Raw genomic sequence first — 24,899 nt, forward strand, 5'->3', positions numbered from 1 at the left:
GGCCAGCGGCCGGCACTACCCAAGCAATACCCCACTCTGTTTGACCGGGCCCGGTAGTGCCGGCCGCTGGCCGGCACCCTCGAACGAGTCGAACACCCCAGTCACCCAGTCGATGAACACCCGCAACCGCGGCGACGGCGTGCGGTTGCGCGGGTAGACCAGGCTCAAAGGGCTTGGCGTCGGCGGCGCCTCAGGCAACAGCTCGACCAGCTGCCCGCGCGCGATATACGGGTCCATCCGGTAGCGCGGTGCCTGGATGATGCCCAGGCCTGCGAGCGCAGCACCAAGGAAGGCGTCCGCACCGGACACACGCACCCGCGCCGGCAGCGGCAGGTAGCGCACCTGCCCGCCCTGCTGGAACTCCAGCGGAATCAGCTGGCCGCTGGCGCTGGAGCGGTAGCCGACCATCTCGTGGCCGTCCCGCAGGGCATCGATGCTGCCCGGCGCGCCCCTGGCCTGCACATAGCTTGGCGAGGCCACCGTCACCTCGCGCAGCATCGTCAACCGGCGCGCCGCCAGATCGCTGTCGGCCAGCGTCCCCACCCGCAACGCCGCATCCACGCCTTCGCGCAACAGGTCGACATAACGGTCGCCTTCACTGACGTCCAGCTCGATCTCCGGGTAGCGCCGCAGGAATTCCGGCAGGTGCGGAAACAGCAGGTGCCGGCCCAGCGTGCCATGCACTTCAATGCGCAACGGGCCGCGTGGCGGCGCGTCACGGAACGCGGCCTCCGCATCATCCATGTCGGCGATCAGGCGCAGGCAACGGCCATAGAAGGCCTCGCCTTCGAGCGTTGGCACCACCCGCCGCGTGGTCCGGTGCAGCAGGCGCACGCCCAGCCGCTGTTCCAGTGCCTTGATCGCGTCGGTCACCGTGGCCCGTGGCAGGCCCAAGTCCTCGGAAGCCCGGGTGAAGCTGCGGCGCTCGACGATACGGACGAAGGCGCGCATGGCCGTGAAGCGATCCATTGTTCGGTGATCCGGATGATGTTGGCGGATTATGCAGGATTATCCGAGCGGGCAATGGCGCGAAGATGGCCCTGCGCCACTCCGGCGTGCCCACTGGAAACCACCATGACCCCCTCCCCCGTCCGCTCTGTCGCCCTGGTTACCGGCGGCTCCCGTGGCATCGGCGCCGCCATCTCCCGCCGGCTCGCCGCCGACGGCCACGCGGTCGCGATCAACTATGCGGGCCGCCGCGACGACGCCGAAGCCTTGGCGGCCGAACTCAGCGCAGCCGGCGCGCAGGCCATCGCATTGCAGGCCGATGTCGCCGATCCGCAGGCCATGCGTCAGCTGTTCGATGCCATCGAAGCCCGTTTCGGCGGTATCGACGTGGTGGTCAACAGCGCCGGCGTGCTGCAGCTGGCGCCGCTGGCCGACACCGACGACGCGTTGTTCGAGCGGGTCATCGGCATCAACCTCAAGGGCGCCTTCAACGTGCTGCGTGAAAGTGCGCGCCGGGTGCGCGACGGTGGCCGCATCATCACCCTGTCCACCAGCGTGGTCGGCACCCGGCTGGAGAACTACAGCGTGTACGCCGCCAGCAAGGCGGCGGTGGAGACCATGGGCGCGATCCTCAGCAAGGAGCTTCGCGGGCGCAACATCACCGTGAACGCCGTGGCGCCGGGCCCGACCGCCACCGACTTGTTCCTGGACGGCAAGCCGCCCGAGCTGATCGAGCGGCTGGCGAAGATGAACCCGCTGGAGCGGCTGGGTACGCCCGAGGACATCGCCGGCGCGGTGGGGTTCCTGGCAGGTGCCGATGGCGGATGGATCAACGGCCAGGTGCTGCGCGCCAACGGCGGAATGGTGTAGATCGCACAGATGGCATCCACGCATGGCGCGACGCCCTTGTAGAGCCGAGCCCATGCTCGGCTGCTCTTCGCGCAAAGGCCAGAAGCAGCCGAGCGTGGGCTCGGCGCTACAGTCAGGTCAGGCGCCATGGGCCTCGCGACGCCCGTGTACCCAGTAGTAGAGCGTAGGCAGCACCAGCAGTGTCAGCAGCATCGCCGACAGCAGGCCGCCGATCACCACCACCGCCAACGGCTTCTGGGTCTCGGCACCGATCGCGTGCGAGGTGGCCATCGGCAGCAGGCCGAACATCGCCAGCAGCGCGGTCATCAGCACCGTGCGCAGGCGCTGCAGCGAGCCTTGAATCACTGATTGCAGCAGGTCCATGCCCTGCTCGCGCAGCTGGGCGAAGCGGCTGAGCATCACTACTCCGTTCAGCACCGCCTGCCCGAACAATGCAATGAAGCCGATCGCCGCTGACACCGACAATGGAATGCCGGTCAGCCACAAGGCGAGGATGCCACCGATCATCGCCAGTGGCACGTTGGCCAGGATCAGGGCGGCACTGCTGATGTCCTTGAAGGCATCGAAGAGCAACACGAAGATGATCAGCACCGACAGCGGAATCACCCAGCCCAGCCGCTTCATCGCACGCTGCTGGTTCTCGAACTCGCCGGACCACTCCAGCCGGTAGCCTTCCGGCAGCTGCACGCTGGCGTCCACGCGCTTGCGCATGTCAGCCACCACGCTGCCCATGTCGCGGCCGGCGATGAAGATGCTCACCGCCTTCACCCGCTGTGCGTTCTCGCGCGAGATGTTGATCGCGCCGCTGGCCATGCGGAACTCGGCCACGTCGGACAGCGTCACCGTGTGGCCATCGCCGATGCCAACCGGCACCGTACGCAGCCGCTGCAGCTCACGATCGGCATCGTCCAGGCGCAGGGTGATCGGGAACCTGCGGTCACCTTCCCACAGTTCACCGACCTGGCGTCCGCCCAGTGCGGTCTCGATCACCTCGTCGATGTCGCGCACGTTCAGGCCGTAGCGCGCGGCGCGGTCGCGGTCGATGTCGATCTGCAGCTGCGGCAGCGAACCGTCGCGATCGATGAACGCGCTTTCCACGCCGTCCACCGCACGTACCTGGACCAGGATCGCCTGCGCGTGCTGGTTCAGTACATCCAGGTCCGAGCCGCTGACCTTGATCACCACCTGGCCCTTGATCTGCGAGATGCTCTCCAGGATGTTGTCGCGCACCGGCTGCGAGATCGAGAACTCCGGTCCCGGAATGCGCTGCTCCAGCGTGCGCTGCAGATCGCTCACCAGCTGGCGCTTGTCCACGCCCTTCGGCCATTCCTTCTCAGGCTTCAACGCCACCAGCGCCTCGATCTGGTTGGCGCCCTTGGCATCGGAGCCGTCTTCTGGCCGCCCCAGCTTGGCCACCACCGTCGACACCTGCGGGAAAGTGCCGACCAGCTCACGGATGCGCCGCGACTGCTGCTGCGCTTCGCCCAGGCTGGTGCTCGGGTCGAGCGTGGCCGTCAGCCAGATCGATCCTTCGTCCAGCTCGGGCAGGAACTCCGAACCCAGCCGGGTGCCCAGTGCCAGCGTGCCGACCAGCAGCGCAACCGCGGTCAGTACCACTGCACGCGGGCGGGCCAGCGCCCGCTCCAGGATCGGCTTGTACCAGCCGCTCAGGCGGTCCATCAGTGGATTGCCATCACGCATGCGGTCGCGGCGCAGCCACCAGTAGCAGAACAGTGGCACCACGGTCAGTGCGAGGATCAACGCACCGATCAACGCCGAGGTCACCGAGTACGCCATCGGCGCGAACATTCGGCCCTCCTGGCGCTGCAGGGTGAAGATCGGGATGTGTGCGGCGATGATGATCAGCATCGAGAAGAACGTCGGCCGCCCCACTTCGGAGGCTGCCGAGAGGACGGTCGAGAAGCGCGTTTTCCTGTCAGCGTTCGGCGGCAGCTTCGACAGCCGCGAAACGATGTGCTCGGTCACGATCACCGCGCCATCGATGATGATGCCGAAGTCCATCGCTCCCAGCGAAAGCAGGTTGGCCGGTACGCCCCACAGGTGCAGGCCGAGGAAGGTCGACAGCAGTGCCAGCGGCATCATCGCCGCCACGATCAGCGCCGCGCGGGCGTTGTACAGGAACAGCCACAGCACCAGGAACACCAGCACGGCGCCTTCCAGCAGGTTGCGGAAGACGGTTTTCAGCGTGGTCGAGACCAGCCATGAGCGGTCGTAGAACGGCTCGATGCTGACGCCGGCCGGCAGCTGGTTGGCCTCGATCTCGGCGATGCGCGCATGCAGGGCGTCGAGTACGTCGGACGGGTTCTCGCCCTTGCGCATCAGCACCATGCCGAACACCGCATCGTCATTGTCGTCGTGGCCGACCAGGCCCTGCCGGGGCAGGCCGGTATCGGCGATACCGGCAAGGTCGCGCACCAGGATTGGCGTGCCACCGCGCTGCGCCACCACCACGTTGCCAATGTCGGCCGGCGAACGCATCAGGCCCACACCACGGATCAGGAACTGCTGCTGGCCGCGTTCCACATAGCCGCCGCCCGCGTTCGAACTCCCCTTCTCCAGCGCCTCGGCGAACTCACCGAGGCTGATGCCGCGGTCACGCAGCTTGTCCAGGTCCGGCTTGACCTGGAAGGTGCGCGCAAAGCCACCGAAGCTGATCACATCGGCCACTCCAGGAACGGTGCGCAGGCTACGCTCCATCGTCCATTCCTGCACGGTGCGCAGCTGGGTCGGGGTCAGGTGCGGGCCTTTCAGCACATAGCGGTAGATCTCGCCCACCGCCGAGCTCATCGCCTCCAGCTCCGGGGTCACCCCTTCCGGCAGCTCCACGCCCTGCAGGCGCTCCAGCACCTGCTGGCGTGCGAAGTAGTCATCGGCCTTGTCGTCGAAGGTCAGGATGATCATCGACAGGCCGAACTGCGTATGCGAGAACACCCGCACCGAATGCGGAATGCCGGACAGCGCCACTTCCAGCGGCATCGTCACCTCACGCTCCACCTCTTCGGCGGCACGGCCCGGGTGCAGCGACACCACCGTCACCTGGGTGTCGGACACATCCGGGAAGGCTTCCACCGGCAGCACGCGGAACGCGGCGATGCCAGCGCCGATGAACAGCAGCAACGCCAGCATCACCATCAGCGGCTGGCGCAGGCAATAGGCAATCAGGCGATCGATCATGGGGCGGCGCGCCCCGTGCCGGTGCTGACGGCTGCCGGCGCGCTGTCCACCAGCTGTTGCAGCAGCAGGCCACCCTCGACGACCACTCTGCTGCCCCGCGCCAGGCCTTCACGCACCCACAGGCGGCCGTCACCCAGCTCCTCGGCGTGCACCGCGTGGCGCACGAAGCGGCCCTTGCCTTCCTCCACGAACACCACCTGCTTTCCGTCGATCAGCAACACCGCGGCGTCGGGCAGCGAGACACCGCCCTCGGACGGCAACGCCACCTGGGCGCGTACGTACTGCCCGGCCTTGAAGCCACGTGCGCGGTTGTCCAGCTCGGCACGCGCCTGCACCACGCGGCGCTCACTGTCGACGAAGTCATCCACGTGCTGCAGGGTCGCCTGCAGCGGCTGGCCATCGGCGCCGGGCACGCTCACCTGCATGCCGGCCTTCAACCGCCCTGCCAGGCTTTCAGGAACATCCAGCAGCAGCCACAGGCGGTCCGGATCGCCGATCACTGCCAATGGCTGCTCGCTGTCGGGACTGACCGACATGCCCGGGTTCATCCGCCGCTCCACCAGCACGCCATCGATGGGGGCGCGCAGCGGCAGGCGCTGGTCCACGCGCTGGCCATTGCCATAGGCCCGGGCGAATGCATTCGCGCGCGCATGATCGGCCTGGCTGCCCGCGAAGTTGGCCTCGGCCTCGTCCAGTTCACGGCCCGACGCCACACCCGCGGCATGCAGCTCGCGGGTACGGTCCAGTTCCCGGCGGGCCCGCTGCAGCTCGGCGCGGCCACGCACGCTGTGGGCCTGGGCCTGGCCGAACTCGGGCGAGGTGATCCAGGCAATCACCTGGCCGGCCTTCACTTTCTGCCCCGGCTGCGCCTCGATGCGCGCCACCTGACCCGGCAACGGCGTGCGCAGTGCACTGGAGCGTGTCTCGTCCCAGACCACCCGGCCCGGCAGCTGCAGGCTGGCGCTTGCGCCGGCGGTCACCGCCTCGCTGCGCAGCACGTCCAGCTGGCGGCTGCCGGCTGGAAACTGGACCTGGCCGGCACTGACCTGCGGCGCGTCCTCGGTATACGACGCCGGCTCGCGGCCGCAGCCGCCCAGCAGGGCCAGCGCCAGCAAGGCCGGCAGCACGGCATGTCGCGCCTGCGGGCGACAAACGACGATGAACTTCATCGAGACTCTCCTTCAGCAACGGATGTGGCCGCTTCCCAGCGCGCCAGGGCAATGGCATGGTTGACGCGTGCTTCGATCAGTGCGCCCTCGAAGTCGCGCCAGCTACGGCGCGCATCCAGCAGGTCGGTCAGGCTGGCGGCGCCGCGCCGGTAGGCCAGTTCGATGCCCTGCACCGCCTTGCGCGCGGCGTCGGACTGCAGTCCTTCGTAGTCGCTGCGGCGCTGCGCGGCGGACTGCACGCTGGCCTGCAGCAGGTCAAGTTCGGCGCGCGCTTCGCGCTGCAGCACCTGCAGTTCCAGCGCGGCACTATCACGGTCGGCCTCGGCACGCTGCATCGTGCCGCGTGCACGTGACGGGCCGCCGAGCGGGATGGTCAACGACACGCCCCAGGTCACACCGCTGATGTCGGTCGGCTCGCGTTCGGCTTCCACGCCCAACTGGATGTCGCGATAGCGCTCGCTGCGCGCCAGTGCCACACCGGCATCCGCCGCGGCCAGGCGCGAACGCGCCGCACGCAGACCGGCACGCTGCTGCGGATCGAACGCGCCCGTTGCGGCAACAGCTGCGGGGTCGGGCCAGGGCTCATCAGCGCTCAGGTCACCGCTGTCGTCACGGCCGAGCAGCAGCCCCAGCGCATGCCGTGCATCGCGCAGATCCAGGGCCGCCTCGCGCGCCGCGTCGGCTACGGCGAGATCGTCCACCGCCAGCCGCGCGCGATCCACCGGTGCCATCGCCCCTGTCGCGACCTGCTTGTCCGCCGCCGCCATCTGCTCGGCCGAACTCTGGCGGTTGGCGTCGGCGATCTGCGCCCGCTCCTGCGCGCCCTTCAGGCCGAAATAGGTTTCATGCAGCGCCACTTGCTGGCGGCGCCGGGTATCGAGCATCTCCAGACGGGCCACTTCCAACAGCGCATCGGCCTGGCGAATGCGCAGGGCGCGCTTGCCACCGCGCTCCCAGGTCCAGCCCAGGCCCAGCGTGCTGTCCACCCGCTTGTCCTGCCAGCGTCCGGGGCCGATGCCGTGCTTGGGGCTGATCTTGCTGGTGCCGATCGACAGCTCGGTGGCCGGGCGCAATGCCGCTGTCTGCGCATCGCCCTGCGCCCCGCGTAGCTCCAGTGCCGCCGCGCGCAGGTCCGGGTTGTGTGCTTCCATTGCGTGCTGCGCTTCCTGCAGGGACAGCGCCGAAGCCGCAGGCGCGCACAGAAGCGTGGCCAGCACGGCCGCAAGACGAGAGGAGAAATTCATGCACGTCACGGTAAGGTGATGCACTTGCGCCAAACTTGCCCCAACCTTGCACGAAGCTTGCAATGCGAATCCTGCTGATCGAAGACGACGCCGCTCTGGCCGATGGACTGATCCGCGCCCTGCAGGGTGCCGGTCATCTGTGCGACCACCTCTCGCGTGGACTGCACGCGCCGGCGGCACTGGCCGGCGCACCGTATGACGTGATGGTGCTGGACCTTTCATTGCCCGACGTCGATGGCCTGGACCTGCTCTCGCGCCTGCGCAACGACGGTGCCACCCTGCCGGTGCTGATCCTGACCGCACGCGATGGTGTGGAGGACCGCATCCTCGGCCTCGACCGCGGTGGCGACGATTACCTGGCCAAGCCGTTCGCACTCGGTGAGCTGGAAGCCCGCCTGCGTGCACTGTCGCGCCGCCGCAGCGATGCACCGGCTCAGAAGCGATTGGGCCGGTTGTGCTTCGACAGCATCCGCAATGAAGTGCAGGTTGAAGGCCAGCGCATCGAGTTGACCGCGCGCGAGCTGTCGCTGGTCGAGGCACTGATGCAGCATCCTGGCCGCACCGTCACCAAGCAGCGCCTGTTCGATGCGCTGTACAGCTGGGACCACGAAGCCAACCTGTCGGTGATCGAGGTGCATGTCAGCCGCCTGCGCCGCAAGTTGGAACAGGCGCGTGCCGGCGTCGGCATCCGCATGCTGCGTGGCCTGGGTTATCGCTTGGAGGCCGTGGGTGACTGAGCGCGTGCACAGCCTGCGGGGCCTGCTGCTGCGCCGCCTGTGGCTGCCACTGCTGGTGCTGCTGCTGTGCAGCGCGGTAGGTTCCTTCGCGCTGGCCCGTTTCTACGCCGGCCAGGTCTACGACCGCTGGCTTCTGGACTCGGCGATGTCGCTGTCCGAGCTGGTGACGGTGCAGGACGGTCATGCCTCGATCGAGATCACGCCCGCGGTGTCACGTATGTTCAGCTGGGACACCGCCGATGAAGTGCATGGCGAAGTGGTCGACGCTGCGGGTGCACGCTTGTATGGCGACCTGGCCGAAGCGCTGCCCCGCCCGGCCACCGCCGCTTCAAGCGACGACGCGGTTTATTACGATGCGCGCCTACGCGGGCAGCCGGTGCGCATGGTCGAAGTCGTGGTCAGCGCCGGGCCCGGCCACGATATCCGGCTGCGCGTGGCCGAGACGCTGCGCAAGCGCCACCGGCTGGAGCGCAAGCTGCTGCTGACCAGCATTCCGTTCCAGGCCGCGATCCTCGCCCTCGCGGCCTGGCTGGCCTGGTCCGGGACCGGCGCTGCCGCACGCCATGCGAACCAGGTGGCGCGGCGGTTGGCCAGCCCACGCCCCGACCCGCTGGCGCCACTGGAGCCGGCGCAGGAGGCGCCGCGCGAACTGTGGCCGGCGGTGGAGGCCTACAACGCCCTGCTGCAGCGACTGGACGCCATGCAAGCCGCGCAACGGCGCTTCGTCAGCAACGCCGCGCACCAGCTGCGCACGCCGCTGGCGGCGATGCAGGTGGAGCTGGAGAGTTCATTGCGGCAACAGGATCCGCAGACCCAGCACCTCGCGCTGTCCGGCACGCTGGCTGGGTTGGCGCGGCTGCAGCACCTGGTCAACCAGCTGCTGATGCTCAGCCGTTCGGAAGATCCCCATGGCAGCGTACTGCCGCTGCAGCCGCTGGACCTGGCCGCGCTGGCGCGGGGCGTGGTCGAGCGCTACGCAGACCGTGCGTTGGCGGTCGACGTGGACCTGGGTTACGACGGACCCGACGACGGTGTGCAGGTGCAAGGTGATCCGCAGCTGCTGCGCGAGGCGCTGGGCAACCTGCTGGACAACGCGCTGCGCTATGGCGCCGCGCCCGGTGTGATCACCCTGGGCGTTCGGCAGGAAACCGACGGCGTGCAGGTCTGGGTGGACGATGACGGCGCCGGCATCGCCGAAGCCGAACGCGCGCGCGTCACAGAACGCTTCTACCGGGCCAGCAGCGAGGGCGACGGCTGCGGGCTTGGCCTGGCGATCGTGGCCGAGATCGCGCAGCGGCATGGTGCGATGTTGAAGATCGAAACGGCGCCGCTCGGTGGCGCGCGGGTGGGGGTGCGGTTCCGCTGAGCTTTGTTGAATTGCCCTTTTAGAGCCGAGCCCATGCTCGGCTGCTCCTGGCACGATGCCTGAGCCGAGCGTGGGCTCGGCTCTACAGGTTCCTGGTCACCCGTGAAGCGTGCCAACCAAGGTCGGCACCTACCAATCGTCACTGGCTCATCGAATACGGCGCCTGCGCGCCCTGCCCCGGCCAGTCCTTGTTCGGCTCGGCCTGCATGCTGAAGCGCAGTTCGCCGCCGGCCAGGATCTCGTCGTGGCGCAGGAAGGTACGCTGCAGCGGCTTGCCGTTCAACGTCACGCTGCCCACGTACGTGTGCGCGTCATCCAGCCCCTCGGCCACGATGGTGAACGTCTTGCCGTTGGGCAGGCGCATCGCGGTCTTCGGCAGGAACGGACGGCCAAGGATGTACTCGCCCGAGCCCGGGGCCACTGGATAGAAGCCCAGCGCGGTGAACACGTACCACGCCGACATCTGGCCGACATCATCGTTGCCGGCCAGGCCATCCGGGCGGTCGGCGTACTGGGTATCCATGATCTGCTTCAGGCGCGCCTGCGTGCGCCACGGCTGGCCGGCATACGAATACAGGTAGGCCACGTGGTGGCTGGGCTCATTGCCGTGGGCATACCAGCCGATCAGGCCGGTGATGTCTTCCATGTGCTCGAAGATCGACGGATCCACCTTGGCGTTGAACACCTCGTCCAGGCGCGCGAGCAGCTTGTCGCTGCCACCGTGCGCGGCCGCCAACCCGGCGACGTCCTGCGGCACGTACCACGAATACTGCCATGCGTTGCCCTCGGTATAGTCGGTGCCGTAGCCGCTGGCGCTGGGGTCGAAGGGCGTGCGGAAACTGCCGTCGCGCTTGCGTGCGCGCATGAAGCCGGTGTCCTTGTCGAAGGCATTGCGCCAGTTGCCTGCGCGCTTGTCGAAGGTCGCCGCGATATCGGCCTTGCCCATGGCCTGCGCCATGCGTGCGATGGTCCAGTCGTCGAAGGCGTATTCCAGCGTCTTGCTGGCTGCTTCGCCCTCCTTGTCGATCGGCACGTAGCCCAGCTCGCGGTACTGCGCGATGCCGTCATAGGGACCGTAATTGGCGGTCTCGACCATTGCCTTCAGCGCCTTGTCGGCGTCGAAGCCACGAATGCCCTTCACGTAGACATCGGCGATCACCGGCACGGCGTGGTAGCCGATCATGCACCAGTCTTCCAGGCCATGGAACGACCATACCGGCAGCATGCCGTACGGGCTGTGCTCATGGTGGGCAAGCATGGAATTGACGAAGTCGCTGTTGCGCTTCTCCGGCTGCACCAGCGTCAGCAACGGGTGCAGCGCACGGTAGGTGTCCCACAGCGAGAACGTGGAATAGTTCGTGTAGCCCTCGGCCTTGTGCACGGCATTGTCCGGCCCGCGGTACTGGCCATCGGCATCCATGAACAGCGTCGGCCCCAGCAGGGTGTGGTACAGCGCGGTATAGGCACTGCGCCGCGCATGCTCGGGGGCGTCGATATCGAGTACCGACAGCGCCTGCGTCCACTCCTGCTTTGCCTGCGCACGCACGCGGTCGAAATCGAAGTCGGCCACTTCGGCGTCGAGGTTGGCGATGGCGCCGGCTTCACTGACCGGCGAGATCGCCACCTTCACCACCAGCGGTGCATCCAGCTTGCCGAATGCGAACGTGCCGACCAGCTGTCGGCCCTCGATCTGGGCGCGCTGCGCGGGATCCTTCTCACCCGGCGGCGGGAAGCCCTTGTAGACGATGTCCTGCTCGGTGTTGTGCAGCTCGTGCCCGGCCAGCGGGCGCGAGAAACGCATCGCGAAATACAGCTGGCGGCCCGGCGCCCAGCCGCGGGTTTCGCGGAAGCCCGTGACCGTGCCGTCGGCGCGCACCCGTACCCGCGACCACAGCACCTTGCCCGGGTAGTCGTACATGCTGGTACGCATGTCCAGCAGCACCTTGGCGTCGGTACCCTTGGGGAAGGCATAGCGATGCACGCCCACGCGGGTACTGGTGGTCAGCTCGGCACGCACCCTGTAGTCGTCCAGGGTGACCGCGTAGTAGCCCGGCTCGGCCTTCTCGTCAGCGTGGCGGAACCGCGAGGCATAGCCGCTGCCCGGCTTCTCCGGATCGCCACGCTCCAGGCCGGGAGTGCCGGTGAACGGCATCAGCAGGATGTCGCCCAGGTCCGAATGACCGGTGCCGGAAAAATGCGTATGCGAGAAACCGACGATGCTGCTGTCGTCGTAACGGTAGCCCGCCGCCCAGCCATAGGCCTTCTCGCGCGGCTGGATGCGCGTGTCCGGGCTGAGCTGGACCATGCCGAACGGCACCGTGGCGCCGGGATAGGTGTGGCCCTCGCCACCGGTTCCGATGAAGGGATCGACGGCGGCGTAGGCGCGTTCGGCGGCGGATTTCGACGGGACCGCCAGCGCCGCCCCGGAGGCAAGCACGGCGGTCGCGGCGAAAGCGATCAGGAGACGACGGTCCAGCGTGGGCATCGGCGTTTGGATCGATTCAAGATGTTGACCGGATGCTAGCACCGGGCTTCAGGTGCCGCATGTTGCGGCGCAACTGAATGGATCTAAAGGCGACAAAAGCTGTCCGATTTCCTATGCAACTAATTGCATGGTTCGATGCCGTGGCGCTCACCACACTGTCGCCAAAGCCGAAAAGCGGGGCGAAAAAGGTGCCCTGCGGCATTCCCGGTCGCAATGCGACCGCTATTGCACTTTGCACCAGCCGGGCCGGAAAGTGCGCCGGAATCACTTCATCCTCACGCCATCACAGCGTTTCATTCACGCCAACGAAGTGATGCGGCCCGTTTCCCGAAGTTTGATACCCCGTAGGAGTACCGCCATGAAGATCGCAGTTCGTCGTTCCCTTGCCATGGCCATAGCCACCGGCATCACCCTCGCATCCACCGCCCAGGCCGGAACTCTGGGCCCTGGCCAGTCGGCCACAGTGAATGCTGGGGATGCCCCGGAGTCCTGGTCACTCGACGGCGCACAGCTGACAGGCAATCCAGGAGCACGCCTCCTGGACATCGATGCCCGAGGGACATCCAGCGTCACGGCGAACAGCGTGTCCATTGATGGGCGGATCAATCTGAACAACAGCTCACTCTCGTTGAGCGACAGCACCGTCCGGAACACCGCCGGCCGTGCCCTGAGTCTGATTACCTCCGGTGGCACTTCCGGCAGCTCCGTCGCAGTCGTCGAACGCACCACACTGGTAGGTGCCGGCATCGGTGGTAGTGCTACGCAGGGTGCCGATCTGACGCTGGACGCAAGCCGACTCGAAGGCGTGTTCAACTCCAACGGCGCTTTTGACCGCGGTATTGGATTCCTGTTGGCCGACCCGGCCCACCTGCTTGCCCGGAATGGAAGCACCATCATTGGTGATGATTCGGGCATCAATGCGAACTTTCAAATGGCCGCACCAGGTGATAGAGCCAATGTTGAGATAGACGCTTCGCGTGTTGAAGGCCGCAGCGGCGCAGGCATTCATGTTGTGCGCTTTGGTAGCAGGCCTTCTGTCCTGGCGACGTTCAATTTCCGCAACGGCAGCCAGCTGGTCGGTGGCAGCGGCACCGCGCTTCTGGTCGAGGATGCAGACGCAGAGATCGACCTGAACCTCGATGCCTCGAGCGCGACCGGTGGCATCGTTAACGCTGCCGGGGGCACTGTGAACGTCGCACTCTCGAACGGCGCCAGCATCACCGGCGCGATGACCGACGTCACTCGCGTGTCACTGGACTCTGCCACCTGGAACATGACCGGAAACTCCACGGTCGGTGCGCTAAGCCTCGGCAACGGCACCGTGTCCCTCGGCGACGGCTCCGCCTTCCACACCCTGAACGTAGCCGGCAACTTCAGCGGCGCCGATGGCACGATCATCTTCAACACCGTATTGGCCGGCGACAACGCCGCCACCGACAAGCTGATCATTGGCGGTGACACCAGCGGCACTGCCAATGTGCGCGTCAACAACGTCGGCGGTGCCGGTGCTCAGACGGACAAGGGCATCGAACTGATCCAAGTGGGCGGCACCTCCAACGGCCAGTTCAACCTCTCCGGCCGCGCAGTGGGCGGTCAGTACGAGTACTTCCTGCACAAGGGTACCGGCGCTGATGGCAACTGGTACCTGCGTTCCCAGCTGCCGACGGTTCCTGACCCCTGCGAGGCCAACCCCGGCTTGCCGCAATGCCCGCCGGTCGACCCTGTGGATCCCGTGGATCCCGTGGATCCCGTGGATCCGGTCGATCCGGAACCGGTGCTGCGCCCCGAACCCGGCGCCTACCTGGCCAACCTGCAGGCCGCGCAGACGATGTTCCGCCTGGGCTACCACGACCGCAACGCCGGCCAGAACTCCGGCCGCGCCTGGGCCCGCGTGGATGGCTCGCGTAACGGCTTCGATGCCGTCAGCCGCCAGCTCGACATCCGTGGCAACAGCCAGGCACTGACCGTCGGTGCTGATCTGTGGCGTCACGATTCGGGCAGCAGCGTGGGCGTGATGCTGTCCACCGGCAACGCCACCAGCACCTCCACCAACGCGCTGACCGGCTACTACGCCCGCGGCAAGGTGAAGGGCGAAGCGCTGGGCATCTACGGCACCTGGCGCGGCGGCAACGGTGCCGACCCGTATGCAGGCTTCTATGTGGACGGCTCGGTGCAGCGCGCGCAGTTCCGCAATCGCGTGGAAGGCATCGGCCTGGACGCGGAACGCTACGACAGCCGTGCCTGGCAGGGTGCGGTGGAAACCGGCTACGCGTTCCGTGTAGGCGGTGCCAGCAACGGCGGCATCTACCTGGAGCCGTAGCTGCAGGTGGGCTACAGCCGCTGGGACAGCAACCGCCACACCGAGGCCAACGGCACGGTGGTGAGCACCGAGAATGCCAATGGCCTGTTCGGCCGCGCGGGCCTGCGCCTGTCCGGCGTGACCCGCTGGGGCAACGGGACCGCCGAGGTGCAGCCGTACCTGACCGCCAACTGGCTGCACACCCGCGCCGAATCGCAGATCCGCATGGATGACGAGATCGCCGATGCACGCGTGCCGCGCAGCCGTGGCGAGTTCAGCGGCGGCGCATCGGTGAAGTTTGCCAACGGCGTCGGTGCCTGGGGCGGCCTGTCGCTGCAGCGGGCCAGCGGCTATCACCAGACCAGTGCGCAGGTGGGTGTCAGTTACAGCTGGTAAGCCTTGCGCATGAGAGGCAGCCAGGCTGGCGCCTCCCAGAAAATCCACATAGCCTTTCGTGAGCCGCTCGGATTGAGGCTCGCAGGAGACCTTTCATGAAGATCGTTGTTCGTCATTCCCTTGCCATGGCCATAGCCACCGGCATCACCCTCGCATCGACCGCCCAGGCCGGAACTCTGGGCCCCGGCCAGTCGGCCACTGTGAATGCTGGCGACCCTGTTGAGAGCTGGACGGCCCAGGACGCCACGCTGACGTTCAACACCGGCAGCGCCGCCACATCCGTAGGCATCAGTGAGGGGTCCACGCTCGCCATGACGGGGGCAGCAGTCATCGCCAGCCAGTCGTTTGCCGCCGTCCAGATCGCCTCCTCCAGCGCGACGATCACCGGCACCCGGATACAGAACAGCCGCGCTGCGGGATTGGCTGTAACCAATGGCTTCTCTGGTGGCGCTGCAGGCACTGCAACTGTCACTGGTTCGAGCATCGTCGGCCAAGGAATAGGAAGCTATGTTCAGGGTGGCGTGCTGGCGCTGAGCAACACAACGATTGATGGAACCGGCATCGGAGCCGGCCTCCTTCCACCCGAAATCTCGTCCGGTCTGGCAGTCTTCTCCAATTCAAATGTCAGCATCACCAACGGTTCTTCCGTCACGGGCGATGAAAACGGCATCGTTGTGAAGGACATTGGGGGAACCCCCACCAGTCCGATCAGTGACAACGTCCTCACCATCGACAAGTCACGCGTCTCCGGCCGAAATGGCTCGGGCATCGTGGTCAGCGGCGCCGGGTCGATCGCTCCTACCACGATCAACATTCTCAACGGCAGCGCCGTCAGCGGCGGCAATGGCGTGATTGCTGAAGCCGTCGATGGCGGCACTCTGAATCTGAACGCCGGCGCGTCGCAACTGCAGGGTACGCTTCGTGCCGACGCCACCTCGCAGCTGCACGCCAAGCTGTCCAATGGCGCCGTGTTGAACGGTGTCATGACGAATGTCACCAGCGCCACATTGGACTCTGCCACCTGGAACATGACCGGAAACTCCACGGTTGGTGCACTAAGCCTCGGTAACGGCACCGTGTCCCTCGGCGACGGCTCCGCCTTCCACACCCTGAACGTAGCCGGCAACTTCAGCGGCGCCGATGGCACGATCATCTTCAACACCGTACTGGCCGGCGACAATGCCGCCACCGACAAGCTGATCATCGGCGGTGACACCAGCGGCACGGCCAACGTGCGCGTCAACAACGTCGGCGGTGCCGGTGCTCAGACCGACAAGGGCATCGAATTGATCCATGTGGGCGGTGCGTCCAATGGCAAGTTCAACCTGGCCGGCCGCGCGGTGGGCGGCCAGTACGAGTACTTCCTGCACAAGGGCACCGGCGCCGACGGCAACTGGTACCTGCGCTCGCAGCTGCCGACCCAGCCCGACCCGTGCGTGGTCGATCCGACCCTGCCCGAATGCAATCCGGTCGATCCGGAGCCGGTGCTGCGCCCCGAGCCCGGCGCCTATCTGGCCAACCTGCAGGCGGCGCAGACGATGTTCCGGCTGGGCTACCACGACCGCAACGCCGGCCAGAACTCCGGCCGCGCCTGGGCGCGTGTGGACGGCTCACGCAATGGCTTCGATGCCATCAGTCGCCAGCTCGACATCCGTGGCAACAGCCAGGCACTGACCGTCGGTGCTGATCTGTGGCGTCACGATTCGGGCAGCAGCGTGGGCGTGATGCTGTCCACCGGCAACGCCACCAGCACCTCCACCAATGAACTGACCGGCTACTACGCCCGCGGCAAGGTGAAGGGCGAGGCGCTGGGCATCTACGGTACCTGGCGCGGCGGCAACGGTGCCGACCCGTATGCAGGCTTCTACGTGGATGGCTCGGTGCAGCGTGCGCAGTTCCGCAATCGCGTGGAAGGCATCGGCCTGGAAGCGGAACGCTACGACAGCCGTGCCTGGCAGGGTGCGGTGGAAACCGGCTACGCGTTCCGTGTGGGCGGTGCCAGCAACGGTGGCATCTACCTGGAGCCGCAGCTGCAGGTGGGCTACAGCCGCTGGGACAGCAACCGCCACACCGAGGCCAACGGCACGGTGGTGAGCACCGAGAATGCCAATGGCCTGTTCGGCCGCGCGGGCCTGCGCCTGTCCGGCGTAACCCGCCCGGGCAACGGCGCGGCGGAAGTGCAGCCGTACCTGACCGCCAACTGGCTGCACACCCGCGCCGAATCGCAGATCCGCATGGATGACGAGATCGCCGATGCACGCGTGCCGCGCAGCCGTGGCGAGTTCAGCGGCGGCGCATCGGTGAAGTTTGCCAACGGCGTCGGTGCCTGGGGCGGGATGTCGCTGCAGAAGGCCAGCGGCTATCACCAGACCAGTGCGCAGGTGGGTGTCAGTTACAGCTGGTAAGCCTTGCGCATGGGAGGCGGCCAGGCTGGCGCCTCCCAACCGATCCACATGAACTTTCGTAGGCCGCTGGGACGGAGGGTCGAAGGAGACTTTCCATGAAGATCGCTGTTCGCCGTTTCCTCGCACTGGCTGTGACCAGCTATCTTGCCATGGCAGCTCCGCTGCATGCCGGATCGCTGAACCCTGGGCAGTCCGCAACCGTGCAACCGGGAGACTTGCCAGAGGCGTGGTTACTCATCAATGCCCGGCTGATCGTCAATCCCAGCGGAAAGACACTCGGCATCGACGCACATGCCCAGTCCACGGCGACGCTTTCAGGTGCCGAGGTGTCTGCATCAGCAGTAAACTCCACCGCAATCCGCGTCGCAAACAGCGTACTCACGCTCACCCAGTCGACGGTAAACAACACGGGTGGACGCGGCGTGGAGCTTACCTACGCCAGCTCGCAGGGACGTCCAAACCCCGTAGCCAACATCAGCAACAGCCAGATCACCGGCCAAGGGGCCGGCATCAGCGTGGTTGGCGAAACATTCAGGCGGCGCGCTGTGCTGAATCTGGACCGTACGCAAGTCATCGGCCAGCTGGTCAGCACTGCAGATCCGGCACTGGCCGGCAACGGCATCGTCGCTTTCGAGGGCTCAGACATTCACGTGGGCAACGGAAGCGTGGTAACTGGCGCACAGAACGGCATCTACGCCGTAGGAAGTTCCACCAGCCCCATCGCCTCCAGGGTGGTCATCGACGCTTCCAGGGTGGAAGGCAACGCAGGTGCCGCACTGATTGTCCCCGCACCCACATTGGCGCGCATCCCAGACTCCGACGTCCGCTTCACCGTCCGCAACGGCGCGCAGCTGATCGGCAGCAACGGCAACCTGCTGGAAGTCACTGCGGCCGCTGCCACCGTTGGCTTCACCGTCGACGACTCCAACCTCTCCGGCAACATCATCAACACCGCTGGCAGCATCGTCGATGTCGGCCTGACCAATAACGCCTCGCTGCGTGGTGCCACCGAGAACATCACGTCGATGGCGGTGGACAATGCCCGTTGGCAGCTGACCGGCAGCAGCAGCACCGGCTCGGTGTCGCTGGGCAGCGGCGGCGAGATCGCGCTCGGCGACGGCTCCGCCTTCCACAGCCTCAACGTGGCCGGCAACTTCAGCGGCGCCGGTGGCACGATCATCTTCAACACCGTGTTGGCCGGCGACAGTGCCGCCACCGACAAGCTGATCATCGGCGGTGACACCAGCGGCACTGCCAACGTGCGCGTCAACAATGTCGGCGGCGCCGGTGCTCAGACCGACACGGGCATCGAACTGATCCAGATCGGTGGCGCATCCAACGGCCAGTTCAATCTGGCCGGTCGTGCGGTGGGGGGGCAGTACGAGTACTTCCTGCACAAGGGCACCGGAACCGATGGCAACTGGTACCTGCGTTCGCAGCTGCCGACCGTGCCTGACCCATGCGTGGCGAACCCCGACTTGCCGGAATGCCGGCCAGTCGATCCGGTCGATCCGGTCGATCCAGTAGATCCCGTGGACCCCGTGGACCCCGTGGATCCAGTCGATCCCGTGGGTCCGGTCGATCCGGAACCGGTGCTGCGCCCCGAGCAAGGCGCTTACCTGGCCAACCTGCAGGCGGCGCAGAGCATGTTCCGCGTCGGCTACCACGATCGCCATGCAGGCCAGAATGCCGGCCGCGCCTGGGCACGCGTGGACGGCTCACGCAATGGCTTCGATGCCATCAGTCGCCAGCTCGACATCCGTGGCAACAGCCAGGCACTGACCGTCGGTGCTGATGTGTGGCGTCACGATTCGGGCAGCAGCGTGGGCGTGATGCTGTCCACCGGCAACGCCAGCAGCACCTCCACCAATGAGCTGACCGGCTACTACGCCCGCGGCAAGGTGAAGGGCGAGGCGCTGGGCCTCTACGGCACCTGGCGCGGCGGTAGCACCGCCGATCCATATGCGGGCTTCTACGTGGATGGCTCGGTGCAGCGTGCGCAGTTCCGCAATCGCGTGGAAGGCATCGGCCTGGACGCGGAACGCTACGACAGCCGTGCCTGGCAGGGTGCGGTGGAAACCGGGTATGCGTTCCGTGTGGGCGGTGCCAGCAACGGCGGCGTCTACCTGGAGCCGCAACTGCAGGTCGGCTACAGCCGCTGGGACAGCAACCGCCACACCGAGGCCAACGGCACGGTGGTGAGCACCGAGAATGCCAATGGCGTGTTCGGCCGCGTGGGCCTGCGCCTGTCCGGCGTAACCCGCCCGGGCAACGGCGCGGCGGAAGTGCAGCCGTACCTGGCCGCCAACTGGCTGCACACCCGCGCCGAATCGCAGATCCGGATGGATGACGAAGTGGCCGATGCGCGCATCCCGCGCAGTCGTGGCGAGTTCAGCGGCGGCGCATCGGTGAAGTTTGCCAACGGCGTCGGTGCCTGGGGCGGCCTGTCGCTGCAGCGGGCCAGCGGCTATCACCAGACCAGTGCGCAGGTGGGTGTCAGTTACAGCTGGTAATCGGTCGCCTTCGGCCCGTGGTCGATTCGATTGCGGGTTTGTCTCAAGGCGGGAGGTGTGGCTGCCGGACTGGGGTTCGCGGCCACGGCGTGAAGGGCGCGACAGGGATTGTCGCGTCCGCCACTTGTTTGCCGGGATCTACAACGGTGAGTGATGTGACCTTTCGATTCTGCCCGTTCGGCAGACACCATCAATGAGCGTTCCACGTCGTGATGCGTACAGGATGGCGCCGCAGCGGACATGCCGCTGCCGGGATTGGAACCCCCGAAAGGAAGGACAGAGATAGCCCGTCGCAACTACGGCGGGCGATGCGTGTGGCCGTCAGGCCCTCCGGTTTTCTCTGTTCCTTCCGGGAGTTCCAAGCACGCATCGCCCGCCACCCTTGCGGTGGCCCTCGCACCCAAGGAGTTTCCGCATGAAACACCCACGCCCGCTCAGCCCGGCCATGGAGTCGCTGTTCCAGCGCATCGAACACGCACTCAACAGCGCCGAAGGCATGGCCATCCTCATCGGCGAGCAATACGGCCCCGAGCCGAAACCTCCCGCGCCGATGGGCTACGACGCCAAGCAGATCGCCAATGCGATGGTCATGCTGAGCCAGCATGGGCGTTGCCTGCTGCAGAAGTTGCGCGCGGAAGCGGAAAAGGTGACCTATCACTAGACCGCGATGCAGCCAAGCCTGCTCGTCGCCGTGCGGGCCGCAGGCAGCGACTGCTGCCCTCAACCCGGCAACGCGCTCCGCAACGTGGCGAGGTCGGCGCTGTCGACCGGCCTCACCACCCGCGCCACTTCCTGGCCGTCATGCAGCAGCACCACTGTGGGCCACAGTTTTACCTTGAAAGCACGCCCCAGTGGCTTTCCCTTGCCATCTTCGATCTTCCAATGCACCAGATCATGGGCGTCCACAAACGCCTGGAGTGTGGGCTGCGCGCCCTGGCAATGGCCACACCAGGGTGCACCGAACTCGAGCAGCAGCCAGCCCGCCTGAGCTTCCACGTCCGCGCCGGCGGGCTCCGCCGCCGGGTAGTCACGCATGAACGGCATGGTCGTTACCCCGCCAAGGCCTTCTGGATGTCCTCCACCGGTGAATTGGTCAGATCCTTGGCAATATCGCCCAGCAGGCGCGCCTGGACCTCCTTGTGCAGCAGCGGGCGGATACGGCCCAGCGTGGTCGGGTCTGCCACCAGTACCAGGTGTGCATAGCGATTATTCAAGGCATCTTCGTTGAGCTGCTCAGCCACCTGCTTGGCGAACGTCGCTTCGTTGAGCTGAGAAATGGACATGTCCTTCGGCACCGCACCGGCCGGCCCCTGACCTGAGATACCCTGCTCGCTGATGTCCTGCAGGCGCAGTTCGCCTTCCTGCTTCAACGTCAGCTGATGTTCGTCGCCAACGTTGGTGAACACGCGGGCCGAACCACCATCGGCGACGATGATCAGCGTGCCTTCGGGAATGCGACGGGTCATGCGATGCTCCTTCTCGATTGCGTTCGGCACTACCGTAGACAGCACTGCGTGAGCGCTGCGGCCAGGGTTCGTTCAACGCGTGTCATCGCATGCGTTGCGGATGAACAGGCGCCATGGAACACAGCGTGCAGATCAGCCCGCTTCTCCGCATGCTCACGCCGATGCCGTTATCATGAACCGATGATCGACACGACCCACTACGTGACGGGCGCACCTGTTACGTGGGAAGCACTGCCGACCGGCGCTTCGCTTGCCACGATGGCTCCCGCCCTGCCCTTCCATCGCCTCGCGCTGGATCCCGGCGGATGACGCCCGCAGGCGCTCTGCCTGCATTCCCACGCTGACGTGACCGCTGGCCGCTGATTGCGCAGCTGCAGCGGTCTGTTTCCGCATGTCCACCGTTACGGCGGTACGTTGACGTGCGCGTGGCGTCGTGCCTGCGCACATTCTCCCTGCCCCCGATGCCCCTGCGCCACCTGCGTCTGCATCGCCGTTTCCGTTTCTCGGGACACATCACACCGTCTATCCCGCACTGTATTTACCAAACAAGGAGTCCCCATGCAGGACACCCCCGATGCACACGCCCACTTCGGCTGGTTCAAACGCCGCCGCCACCTGAAGGTCGATGAGATCACCGTCGTCGACAAGCCCATGCTCAAGCGCGCCGTCGGCGCGGCCGCACTCGGCAATGCCATGGAGTGGTTCGACTTCGGTGTCTACGGCTATCTGGCGGTCACCATCGGCCAGGTGTTCTTCCCCTCCAGCAATCCCACCGCGCAGGTGATCGCCGCGTTCGCTACCTTCACCGTGGCGTTCCTGGTGCGCCCCTTGGGCGGCCTGGTGTTCGGGCCGCTGGGTGATCGCTACGGCCGCCAGAAAGTGCTGGCGTTCACCATGATCCTGATGGCGCTGGGCACCTTTTCGATCGGCCTGATTCCCGCCTACGAGCGCATCGGCATCTGGGCGCCGGTGCTGTTGCTGCTGGCGCGCGTGGTGCAGGGCTTCTCCACCGGTGGCGAGTACGGCGGCGCGGCCACCTTCATCGCCGAGTATTCCACCGACCGCAACCGCGGCCTGATGGGCAGCTGGCTGGAGTTCGGCACGCTGGGCGGCTACATCGCCGGCGCAGGTACTGTCACCGCGCTGCACATGCTGCTGAGCAGCGAGCAGATGCTGGACTGGGGCTGGCGCATTCCGTTCCTGGTAGCCGGTCCGCTGGGCCTGCTCGGCCTGTACATGCGCATGAAACTGGAGGAAACCCCGGCTTTCCGCGCCTTCGCCGAGGAAGCCGAGAAGCGCGAGCACGATCGTCCCGGGCTGGGCGCGCTGTTCCAGGTGCACGGTCGCCAGCTGCTGGTATGTATGGGCCTGGTGCTGGTGTTCAACGTGACCGACTACATGCTGCTGACCTACATGCCCAGCTACCTCAGCGTCACCATGGGCTATGCCGAGAGCAAGGGCCTGCTGCTGATCATCATCGTGATGCTGGTGATGATGCCGCTGAACATCGTCGGTGGCGTGTTCAGTGACCGGCTGGGCCGCCGGCCGATGATCATCGGCGCGTGTATCGCGCTGCTGGTGCTGGCGGTGCCGTGCCTGCTGCTGGTCGGCAGCGGCAACGACGGGCTGATCTTCCTCGGCCTGATGCTGCTGGGGCTGGCGCTGGTGTGCTTCACCAGCTCGATGCCGTCCACGCTGCCGGCACTGTTCTACACCCCGGTGCGCTACAGCGCGCTGTCGATCGCCTTCAATGTGTCGGTGTCGCTGTTCGGTGGCACCACGCCGCTGGTGACCGCGTGGCTGGTGGAGCGTACCGGCGACCCGCTGGTGCCGGCCTATTACCTGATGGGCGCGGCAGTGATCGGCCTGGTGACCATGCTGTTCGTGAAGGAGACCGCCGGCCTGCCGCTGCGCGGTTCACCGCCGGCCGTCGGCTGCAGGAAGGAAGCCGCTGCGCTGTTGATGAGCGATGCACCGGTGACGGTGGACCCGGACCTGCCACCGCTGCCGGACGTTGCGGACTCTGAGCAGGTGAAGCCGGCCTGAGGCTGGGCGCAGAACCCGATCCACGCATGGCGTGGATCTACAGAGTCAGTGGCGCCGGGCGGATACGCCCGGCGCTGCCTAGCGCTACTTCTTGACGCGGGTCAGCTTTCCCGGCGTCCAGCGCAGTGTCCAGGTGTAGTGACCCTCCGGCGGGCAGACGTGGCGGAAATCGCGGGGAATTTCGCAGACCGTTGCGCCCGCGGTAACGGTGAAGGCAACGATGATCCGGTTACCATCGATTCGAATCGACTGCACCGCGCCAGGAATTTGGATGCCGGCATCATCGCCATAGCCATACCTGCGGATGGCGGCATAGTCCTCTGCTTCCACCGGCGACAGGCTCTTCGGGTTCTCCTGGCCACGCGGATCGTTCGCTGTCAGCGCCGTCATCACCGCCACCACATTGCTCTGCGCGAAGCTGCCGCCGGTGTAGGTGGACGTGTAGAAATACACGGCCTCGGCACGGCCATCGCCATCGAGATCGGCAACAGCGGTCCACACCGGACGGAACTCGGATTCAATGTCGTCGCCGGGAATCAGCCGCAGGTTCGCTTCGGCGGCCCGATAGGCCTGCACCAGGCTGGGTGGCGCAACCACCCGCTTGGATCCGGGCGCAGCCACCGCCGTCAAGCTGGACAGCGCCAGCGCAGCAAGCGCCAGGAAGATCGAAGTGGAGCGGAATATCGCGGGTCCGTGCATGTCATCCTCCTTGATGGTGCGGTCAGTTTAACCACAGCCAAGGCATCCACGCATGGCGTGGATCTAGCGCGGATTGTTCAATTCCATCGCGCGCATCACGATGGGCTTGGCCCAGCCGGGCGTGTGCAGCAGGTCGGCTACCGCAATGGGGTACTGCAGTTCGCCTGCAGCCATGGCCAGTACCGGCAGCGGCACCACGCAGCCCTGCGCGTCGGCCGGTGCGCTGTTGTCGTAGACATGCAGCTCGGCCAGGTGTGGCAGCAGCTCCAGCAGGTTCGCGCGCGCGGAATCGAAACGCGCGCGGATCCTCTCCACCGGAATATCGTGGCCGCCAGCGGCCACCCGCGCCGCAACACGGGCGATGTGCAGCTCGACATCGGCCAGCCCACAGAACCAGATCGCCACCTGATGCCGTTCGCAGGCCTCACGCAGCAGGTGCGGAATGGTATTGCCGCCGAGTGTGGTCTCGAAGGCGAAGTCGGTGCCATCAGCCATGGCCTGGCGCAGGCGGCGGGTGCCTTCCTGCCATGCCTCCGCGTTGGCCTCCGGCAGCGGCCAGCCGGCGTCGACCAGGCGACGGGTGAACGAGTCCGGGTTGAACCAGCTCAGTCCTTCGGCGTCCAGCCAGGTGCCCAGCAGCGAACTCTTGCCGGCGCCATTGACGCCGGCCAGCGCCAGGATGCGTCCCATCGATCAGAGCGGACGGCCGAGGGTGGCTTTGCGGCCGCGCCGGATCGGCTGGCCCAGTACCTTGCCCAGCCCTTCTCCGCGCTGCAGCCCGGCCAGGGTCTGGTCGAACTCGCTGCGCAGGCGCAGCAGTTCCTCGCTGCGCTCATCGGCATCGCCGCCGGCAGCCTTGGCCAGCAGCTCCTGGTAGGTGCGGATATCCACGATCACCGCTTCGGGGTGATTGTGGTTGGTGATGACCAGCGCCTGCTTTTCGCGCACGGTGCGCATCAGGCTCGGCCAGCCCCGGGTCTTCACCGACGAGGCCGGGGCCTTCTCGAGGCCAGGCAGATCCAGCGGCAGGGTCATCACACGGCTCCAGGCGGGGTGGATAA

The 24,899-nt window shown here is 66.5% G+C and carries 18 protein-coding genes and 1 pseudogene; 8 read left to right on the plus strand and 11 right to left on the minus strand.

What is annotated here, in order from left to right; all coding sequences use genetic code 11:
* Positions 1–15: 15 nt before the first annotated feature.
* Positions 16–969, minus strand: coding sequence for a LysR family transcriptional regulator (locus A7X97_RS07855; protein ID WP_111007778.1), 954 nt, complete (start codon positions 967–969; stop codon positions 16–18).
* Positions 970–1,074: 105 nt separating this feature from the next.
* Here A7X97_RS07855 and A7X97_RS07860 point away from each other — a divergent pair, with 105 nt between their 5' ends.
* Positions 1,075–1,818 (plus strand): SDR family oxidoreductase, encoded by a 744-nt coding sequence (locus tag A7X97_RS07860; protein ID WP_111007779.1) that lies wholly within the window; start codon positions 1,075–1,077, stop codon positions 1,816–1,818.
* Between the two features lie 117 nt (positions 1,819–1,935).
* Here the strand turns inward: A7X97_RS07860 and A7X97_RS07865 are convergent, their stop codons facing one another.
* From A7X97_RS07865 to A7X97_RS07875, 3 genes are read right to left on the minus strand one after another with little or no spacing between them, the layout of a single operon-like run.
* The gene (locus A7X97_RS07865; RefSeq protein WP_111007780.1) at positions 1,936–5,013 is read right to left on the minus strand and encodes an efflux RND transporter permease subunit; all 3,078 of its coding nucleotides are present in this window, start codon (positions 5,011–5,013) and stop codon (positions 1,936–1,938) included.
* Entirely contained in the window at positions 5,010–6,182 is a 1,173-nt protein-coding gene (locus tag A7X97_RS07870) for an efflux RND transporter periplasmic adaptor subunit (RefSeq protein ID WP_111007781.1), read from the minus strand. Before A7X97_RS07870 ends, A7X97_RS07865 begins: the two co-directional genes overlap by 4 nt.
* Positions 6,179–7,426, minus strand: coding sequence for a TolC family protein (locus A7X97_RS07875; RefSeq protein WP_111007782.1), 1,248 nt, complete (start codon positions 7,424–7,426; stop codon positions 6,179–6,181). The genes A7X97_RS07870 and A7X97_RS07875 overlap by 4 nt, the downstream gene beginning before the upstream one ends.
* Positions 7,427–7,488: 62 nt before the next feature.
* Here A7X97_RS07875 and A7X97_RS07880 point away from each other — a divergent pair, with 62 nt between their 5' ends.
* The gene (locus A7X97_RS07880; RefSeq protein ID WP_072168815.1) at positions 7,489–8,163 is read left to right on the plus strand and encodes a response regulator; all 675 of its coding nucleotides are present in this window, start codon (positions 7,489–7,491) and stop codon (positions 8,161–8,163) included.
* On the plus strand, positions 8,156–9,529 hold the full coding sequence (locus A7X97_RS07885; RefSeq protein ID WP_111007783.1) for a sensor histidine kinase: 1,374 nt from the start codon (positions 8,156–8,158) through the stop codon (positions 9,527–9,529). Before A7X97_RS07880 ends, A7X97_RS07885 begins: the two co-directional genes overlap by 8 nt.
* Positions 9,530–9,668: 139 nt before the next feature.
* Here the strand turns inward: A7X97_RS07885 and A7X97_RS07890 are convergent, their stop codons facing one another.
* Both A7X97_RS07890 and A7X97_RS21680 read right to left on the minus strand, forming a co-directional pair.
* Entirely contained in the window at positions 9,669–12,014 is a 2,346-nt protein-coding gene (locus tag A7X97_RS07890) for a GH92 family glycosyl hydrolase (protein ID WP_111007784.1), read from the minus strand.
* 619 nt (positions 12,015–12,633) lie between these two features.
* Positions 12,634–13,023 carry a hypothetical protein gene (locus A7X97_RS21680; RefSeq protein ID WP_146260233.1) on the minus strand — a complete coding sequence of 130 codons (390 nt, stop codon included), beginning with the start codon at positions 13,021–13,023 and terminating at the stop codon, positions 12,634–12,636.
* 264 nt (positions 13,024–13,287) lie between these two features.
* Between A7X97_RS21680 and A7X97_RS07895 the strand changes: the two are divergent.
* The 4 genes and pseudogenes from A7X97_RS07895 (at position 13,288) to A7X97_RS07915 (ending at position 20,288) form a co-directional block, all read left to right on the plus strand.
* Positions 13,288–14,709: pseudogene (locus A7X97_RS07895) on the plus strand (autotransporter family protein).
* A 95-nt stretch (positions 14,710–14,804) separates the two neighbouring features.
* A complete protein-coding gene (locus tag A7X97_RS07905; RefSeq protein WP_111007787.1) occupies positions 14,805–17,114 on the plus strand; it encodes an autotransporter family protein in 2,310 nt (769 codons plus the stop codon).
* A gap of 95 nt (positions 17,115–17,209) precedes the next feature.
* On the plus strand, positions 17,210–19,627 hold the full coding sequence (locus A7X97_RS07910) for an autotransporter family protein (protein ID WP_111007788.1): 2,418 nt from the start codon (positions 17,210–17,212) through the stop codon (positions 19,625–19,627).
* A gap of 415 nt (positions 19,628–20,042) precedes the next feature.
* Positions 20,043–20,288, plus strand: a complete 246-nt coding sequence (locus tag A7X97_RS07915) for a hypothetical protein (protein ID WP_088496249.1) — start codon at positions 20,043–20,045, stop codon at positions 20,286–20,288.
* Between the two features lie 59 nt (positions 20,289–20,347).
* Here A7X97_RS07915 and A7X97_RS07920 read toward each other — a convergent pair whose 3' ends face one another.
* Together A7X97_RS07920 and A7X97_RS07925 are read right to left on the minus strand one after the other, a co-directional pair.
* Positions 20,348–20,671, minus strand: a complete 324-nt coding sequence (locus A7X97_RS07920) for a thioredoxin family protein (RefSeq protein ID WP_072168822.1) — start codon at positions 20,669–20,671, stop codon at positions 20,348–20,350.
* A gap of 5 nt (positions 20,672–20,676) precedes the next feature.
* A complete protein-coding gene (locus A7X97_RS07925) occupies positions 20,677–21,093 on the minus strand; it encodes a host attachment family protein (protein WP_072168823.1) in 417 nt (138 codons plus the stop codon).
* 558 nt (positions 21,094–21,651) lie between these two features.
* Between A7X97_RS07925 and proP the strand changes: the two genes are divergently transcribed.
* On the plus strand, positions 21,652–23,139 hold the full coding sequence (gene proP, locus A7X97_RS07930) for a glycine betaine/L-proline transporter ProP (protein ID WP_111007789.1): 1,488 nt from the start codon (positions 21,652–21,654) through the stop codon (positions 23,137–23,139).
* 84 nt (positions 23,140–23,223) lie between these two features.
* Here the strand turns inward: proP and A7X97_RS07935 are convergent, their stop codons facing one another.
* From A7X97_RS07935 to A7X97_RS07945, 3 genes are all read right to left on the minus strand, one after another.
* A complete protein-coding gene (locus A7X97_RS07935) occupies positions 23,224–23,838 on the minus strand; it encodes a hypothetical protein (protein WP_111007790.1) in 615 nt (204 codons plus the stop codon).
* Between the two features lie 63 nt (positions 23,839–23,901).
* Entirely contained in the window at positions 23,902–24,528 is a 627-nt protein-coding gene (locus tag A7X97_RS07940; protein WP_111007791.1) for an ATPase, read from the minus strand.
* Positions 24,529–24,531: 3 nt separating this feature from the next.
* Positions 24,532–24,873, minus strand: coding sequence for a type II toxin-antitoxin system prevent-host-death family antitoxin (locus A7X97_RS07945; RefSeq protein WP_111007792.1), 342 nt, complete (start codon positions 24,871–24,873; stop codon positions 24,532–24,534).
* Positions 24,874–24,899 lie beyond the last annotated feature (26 nt).

It is taken from the genome of Stenotrophomonas sepilia (genome assembly GCF_003244875.1).
In the GTDB taxonomy this organism is placed as follows: Bacteria; Pseudomonadota; Gammaproteobacteria; order Xanthomonadales; family Xanthomonadaceae; genus Stenotrophomonas; species Stenotrophomonas sepilia.

Excerpts from the sequence above, each read along its gene's own strand:
- A7X97_RS07855 (WP_111007778.1), bottom strand. The coding sequence starts at position 969 with ATGGATCGCTTCACGGCCATGCGCGCCTTCGTCCGTATCGTCGAGCGC.
- A7X97_RS07860 (WP_111007779.1), top strand. The coding sequence starts at position 1,075 with ATGACCCCCTCCCCCGTCCGCTCTGTCGCCCTGGTTACCGGCGGCTCC.
- A7X97_RS07865 (WP_111007780.1), bottom strand. The coding sequence starts at position 5,013 with ATGATCGATCGCCTGATTGCCTATTGCCTGCGCCAGCCGCTGATGGTG.
- A7X97_RS07870 (WP_111007781.1), bottom strand. The coding sequence starts at position 6,182 with ATGAAGTTCATCGTCGTTTGTCGCCCGCAGGCGCGACATGCCGTGCTG.
- A7X97_RS07875 (WP_111007782.1), bottom strand. The coding sequence starts at position 7,426 with ATGAATTTCTCCTCTCGTCTTGCGGCCGTGCTGGCCACGCTTCTGTGC.
- A7X97_RS07880 (WP_072168815.1), top strand. The coding sequence starts at position 7,489 with ATGCGAATCCTGCTGATCGAAGACGACGCCGCTCTGGCCGATGGACTG.
- A7X97_RS07890 (WP_111007784.1), bottom strand. The coding sequence starts at position 12,014 with ATGCCCACGCTGGACCGTCGTCTCCTGATCGCTTTCGCCGCGACCGCC.
- A7X97_RS21680 (WP_146260233.1), bottom strand. The coding sequence starts at position 13,023 with ATGAATGCCTGCGCCGCTGCGGCCTTCAACACGCGAAGCGTCTATCTC.
- A7X97_RS07905 (WP_111007787.1), top strand. The coding sequence starts at position 14,805 with ATGAAGATCGTTGTTCGTCATTCCCTTGCCATGGCCATAGCCACCGGC.
- A7X97_RS07910 (WP_111007788.1), top strand. The coding sequence starts at position 17,210 with ATGAAGATCGCTGTTCGCCGTTTCCTCGCACTGGCTGTGACCAGCTAT.
- A7X97_RS07915 (WP_088496249.1), top strand. The coding sequence starts at position 20,043 with ATGAAACACCCACGCCCGCTCAGCCCGGCCATGGAGTCGCTGTTCCAG.
- A7X97_RS07920 (WP_072168822.1), bottom strand. The coding sequence starts at position 20,671 with ATGCCGTTCATGCGTGACTACCCGGCGGCGGAGCCCGCCGGCGCGGAC.
- A7X97_RS07925 (WP_072168823.1), bottom strand. The coding sequence starts at position 21,093 with ATGACCCGTCGCATTCCCGAAGGCACGCTGATCATCGTCGCCGATGGT.
- proP (WP_111007789.1), top strand. The coding sequence starts at position 21,652 with ATGCAGGACACCCCCGATGCACACGCCCACTTCGGCTGGTTCAAACGC.
- A7X97_RS07935 (WP_111007790.1), bottom strand. The coding sequence starts at position 23,838 with ATGCACGGACCCGCGATATTCCGCTCCACTTCGATCTTCCTGGCGCTT.
- A7X97_RS07940 (WP_111007791.1), bottom strand. The coding sequence starts at position 24,528 with ATGGGACGCATCCTGGCGCTGGCCGGCGTCAATGGCGCCGGCAAGAGT.
- A7X97_RS07945 (WP_111007792.1), bottom strand. The coding sequence starts at position 24,873 with ATGACCCTGCCGCTGGATCTGCCTGGCCTCGAGAAGGCCCCGGCCTCG.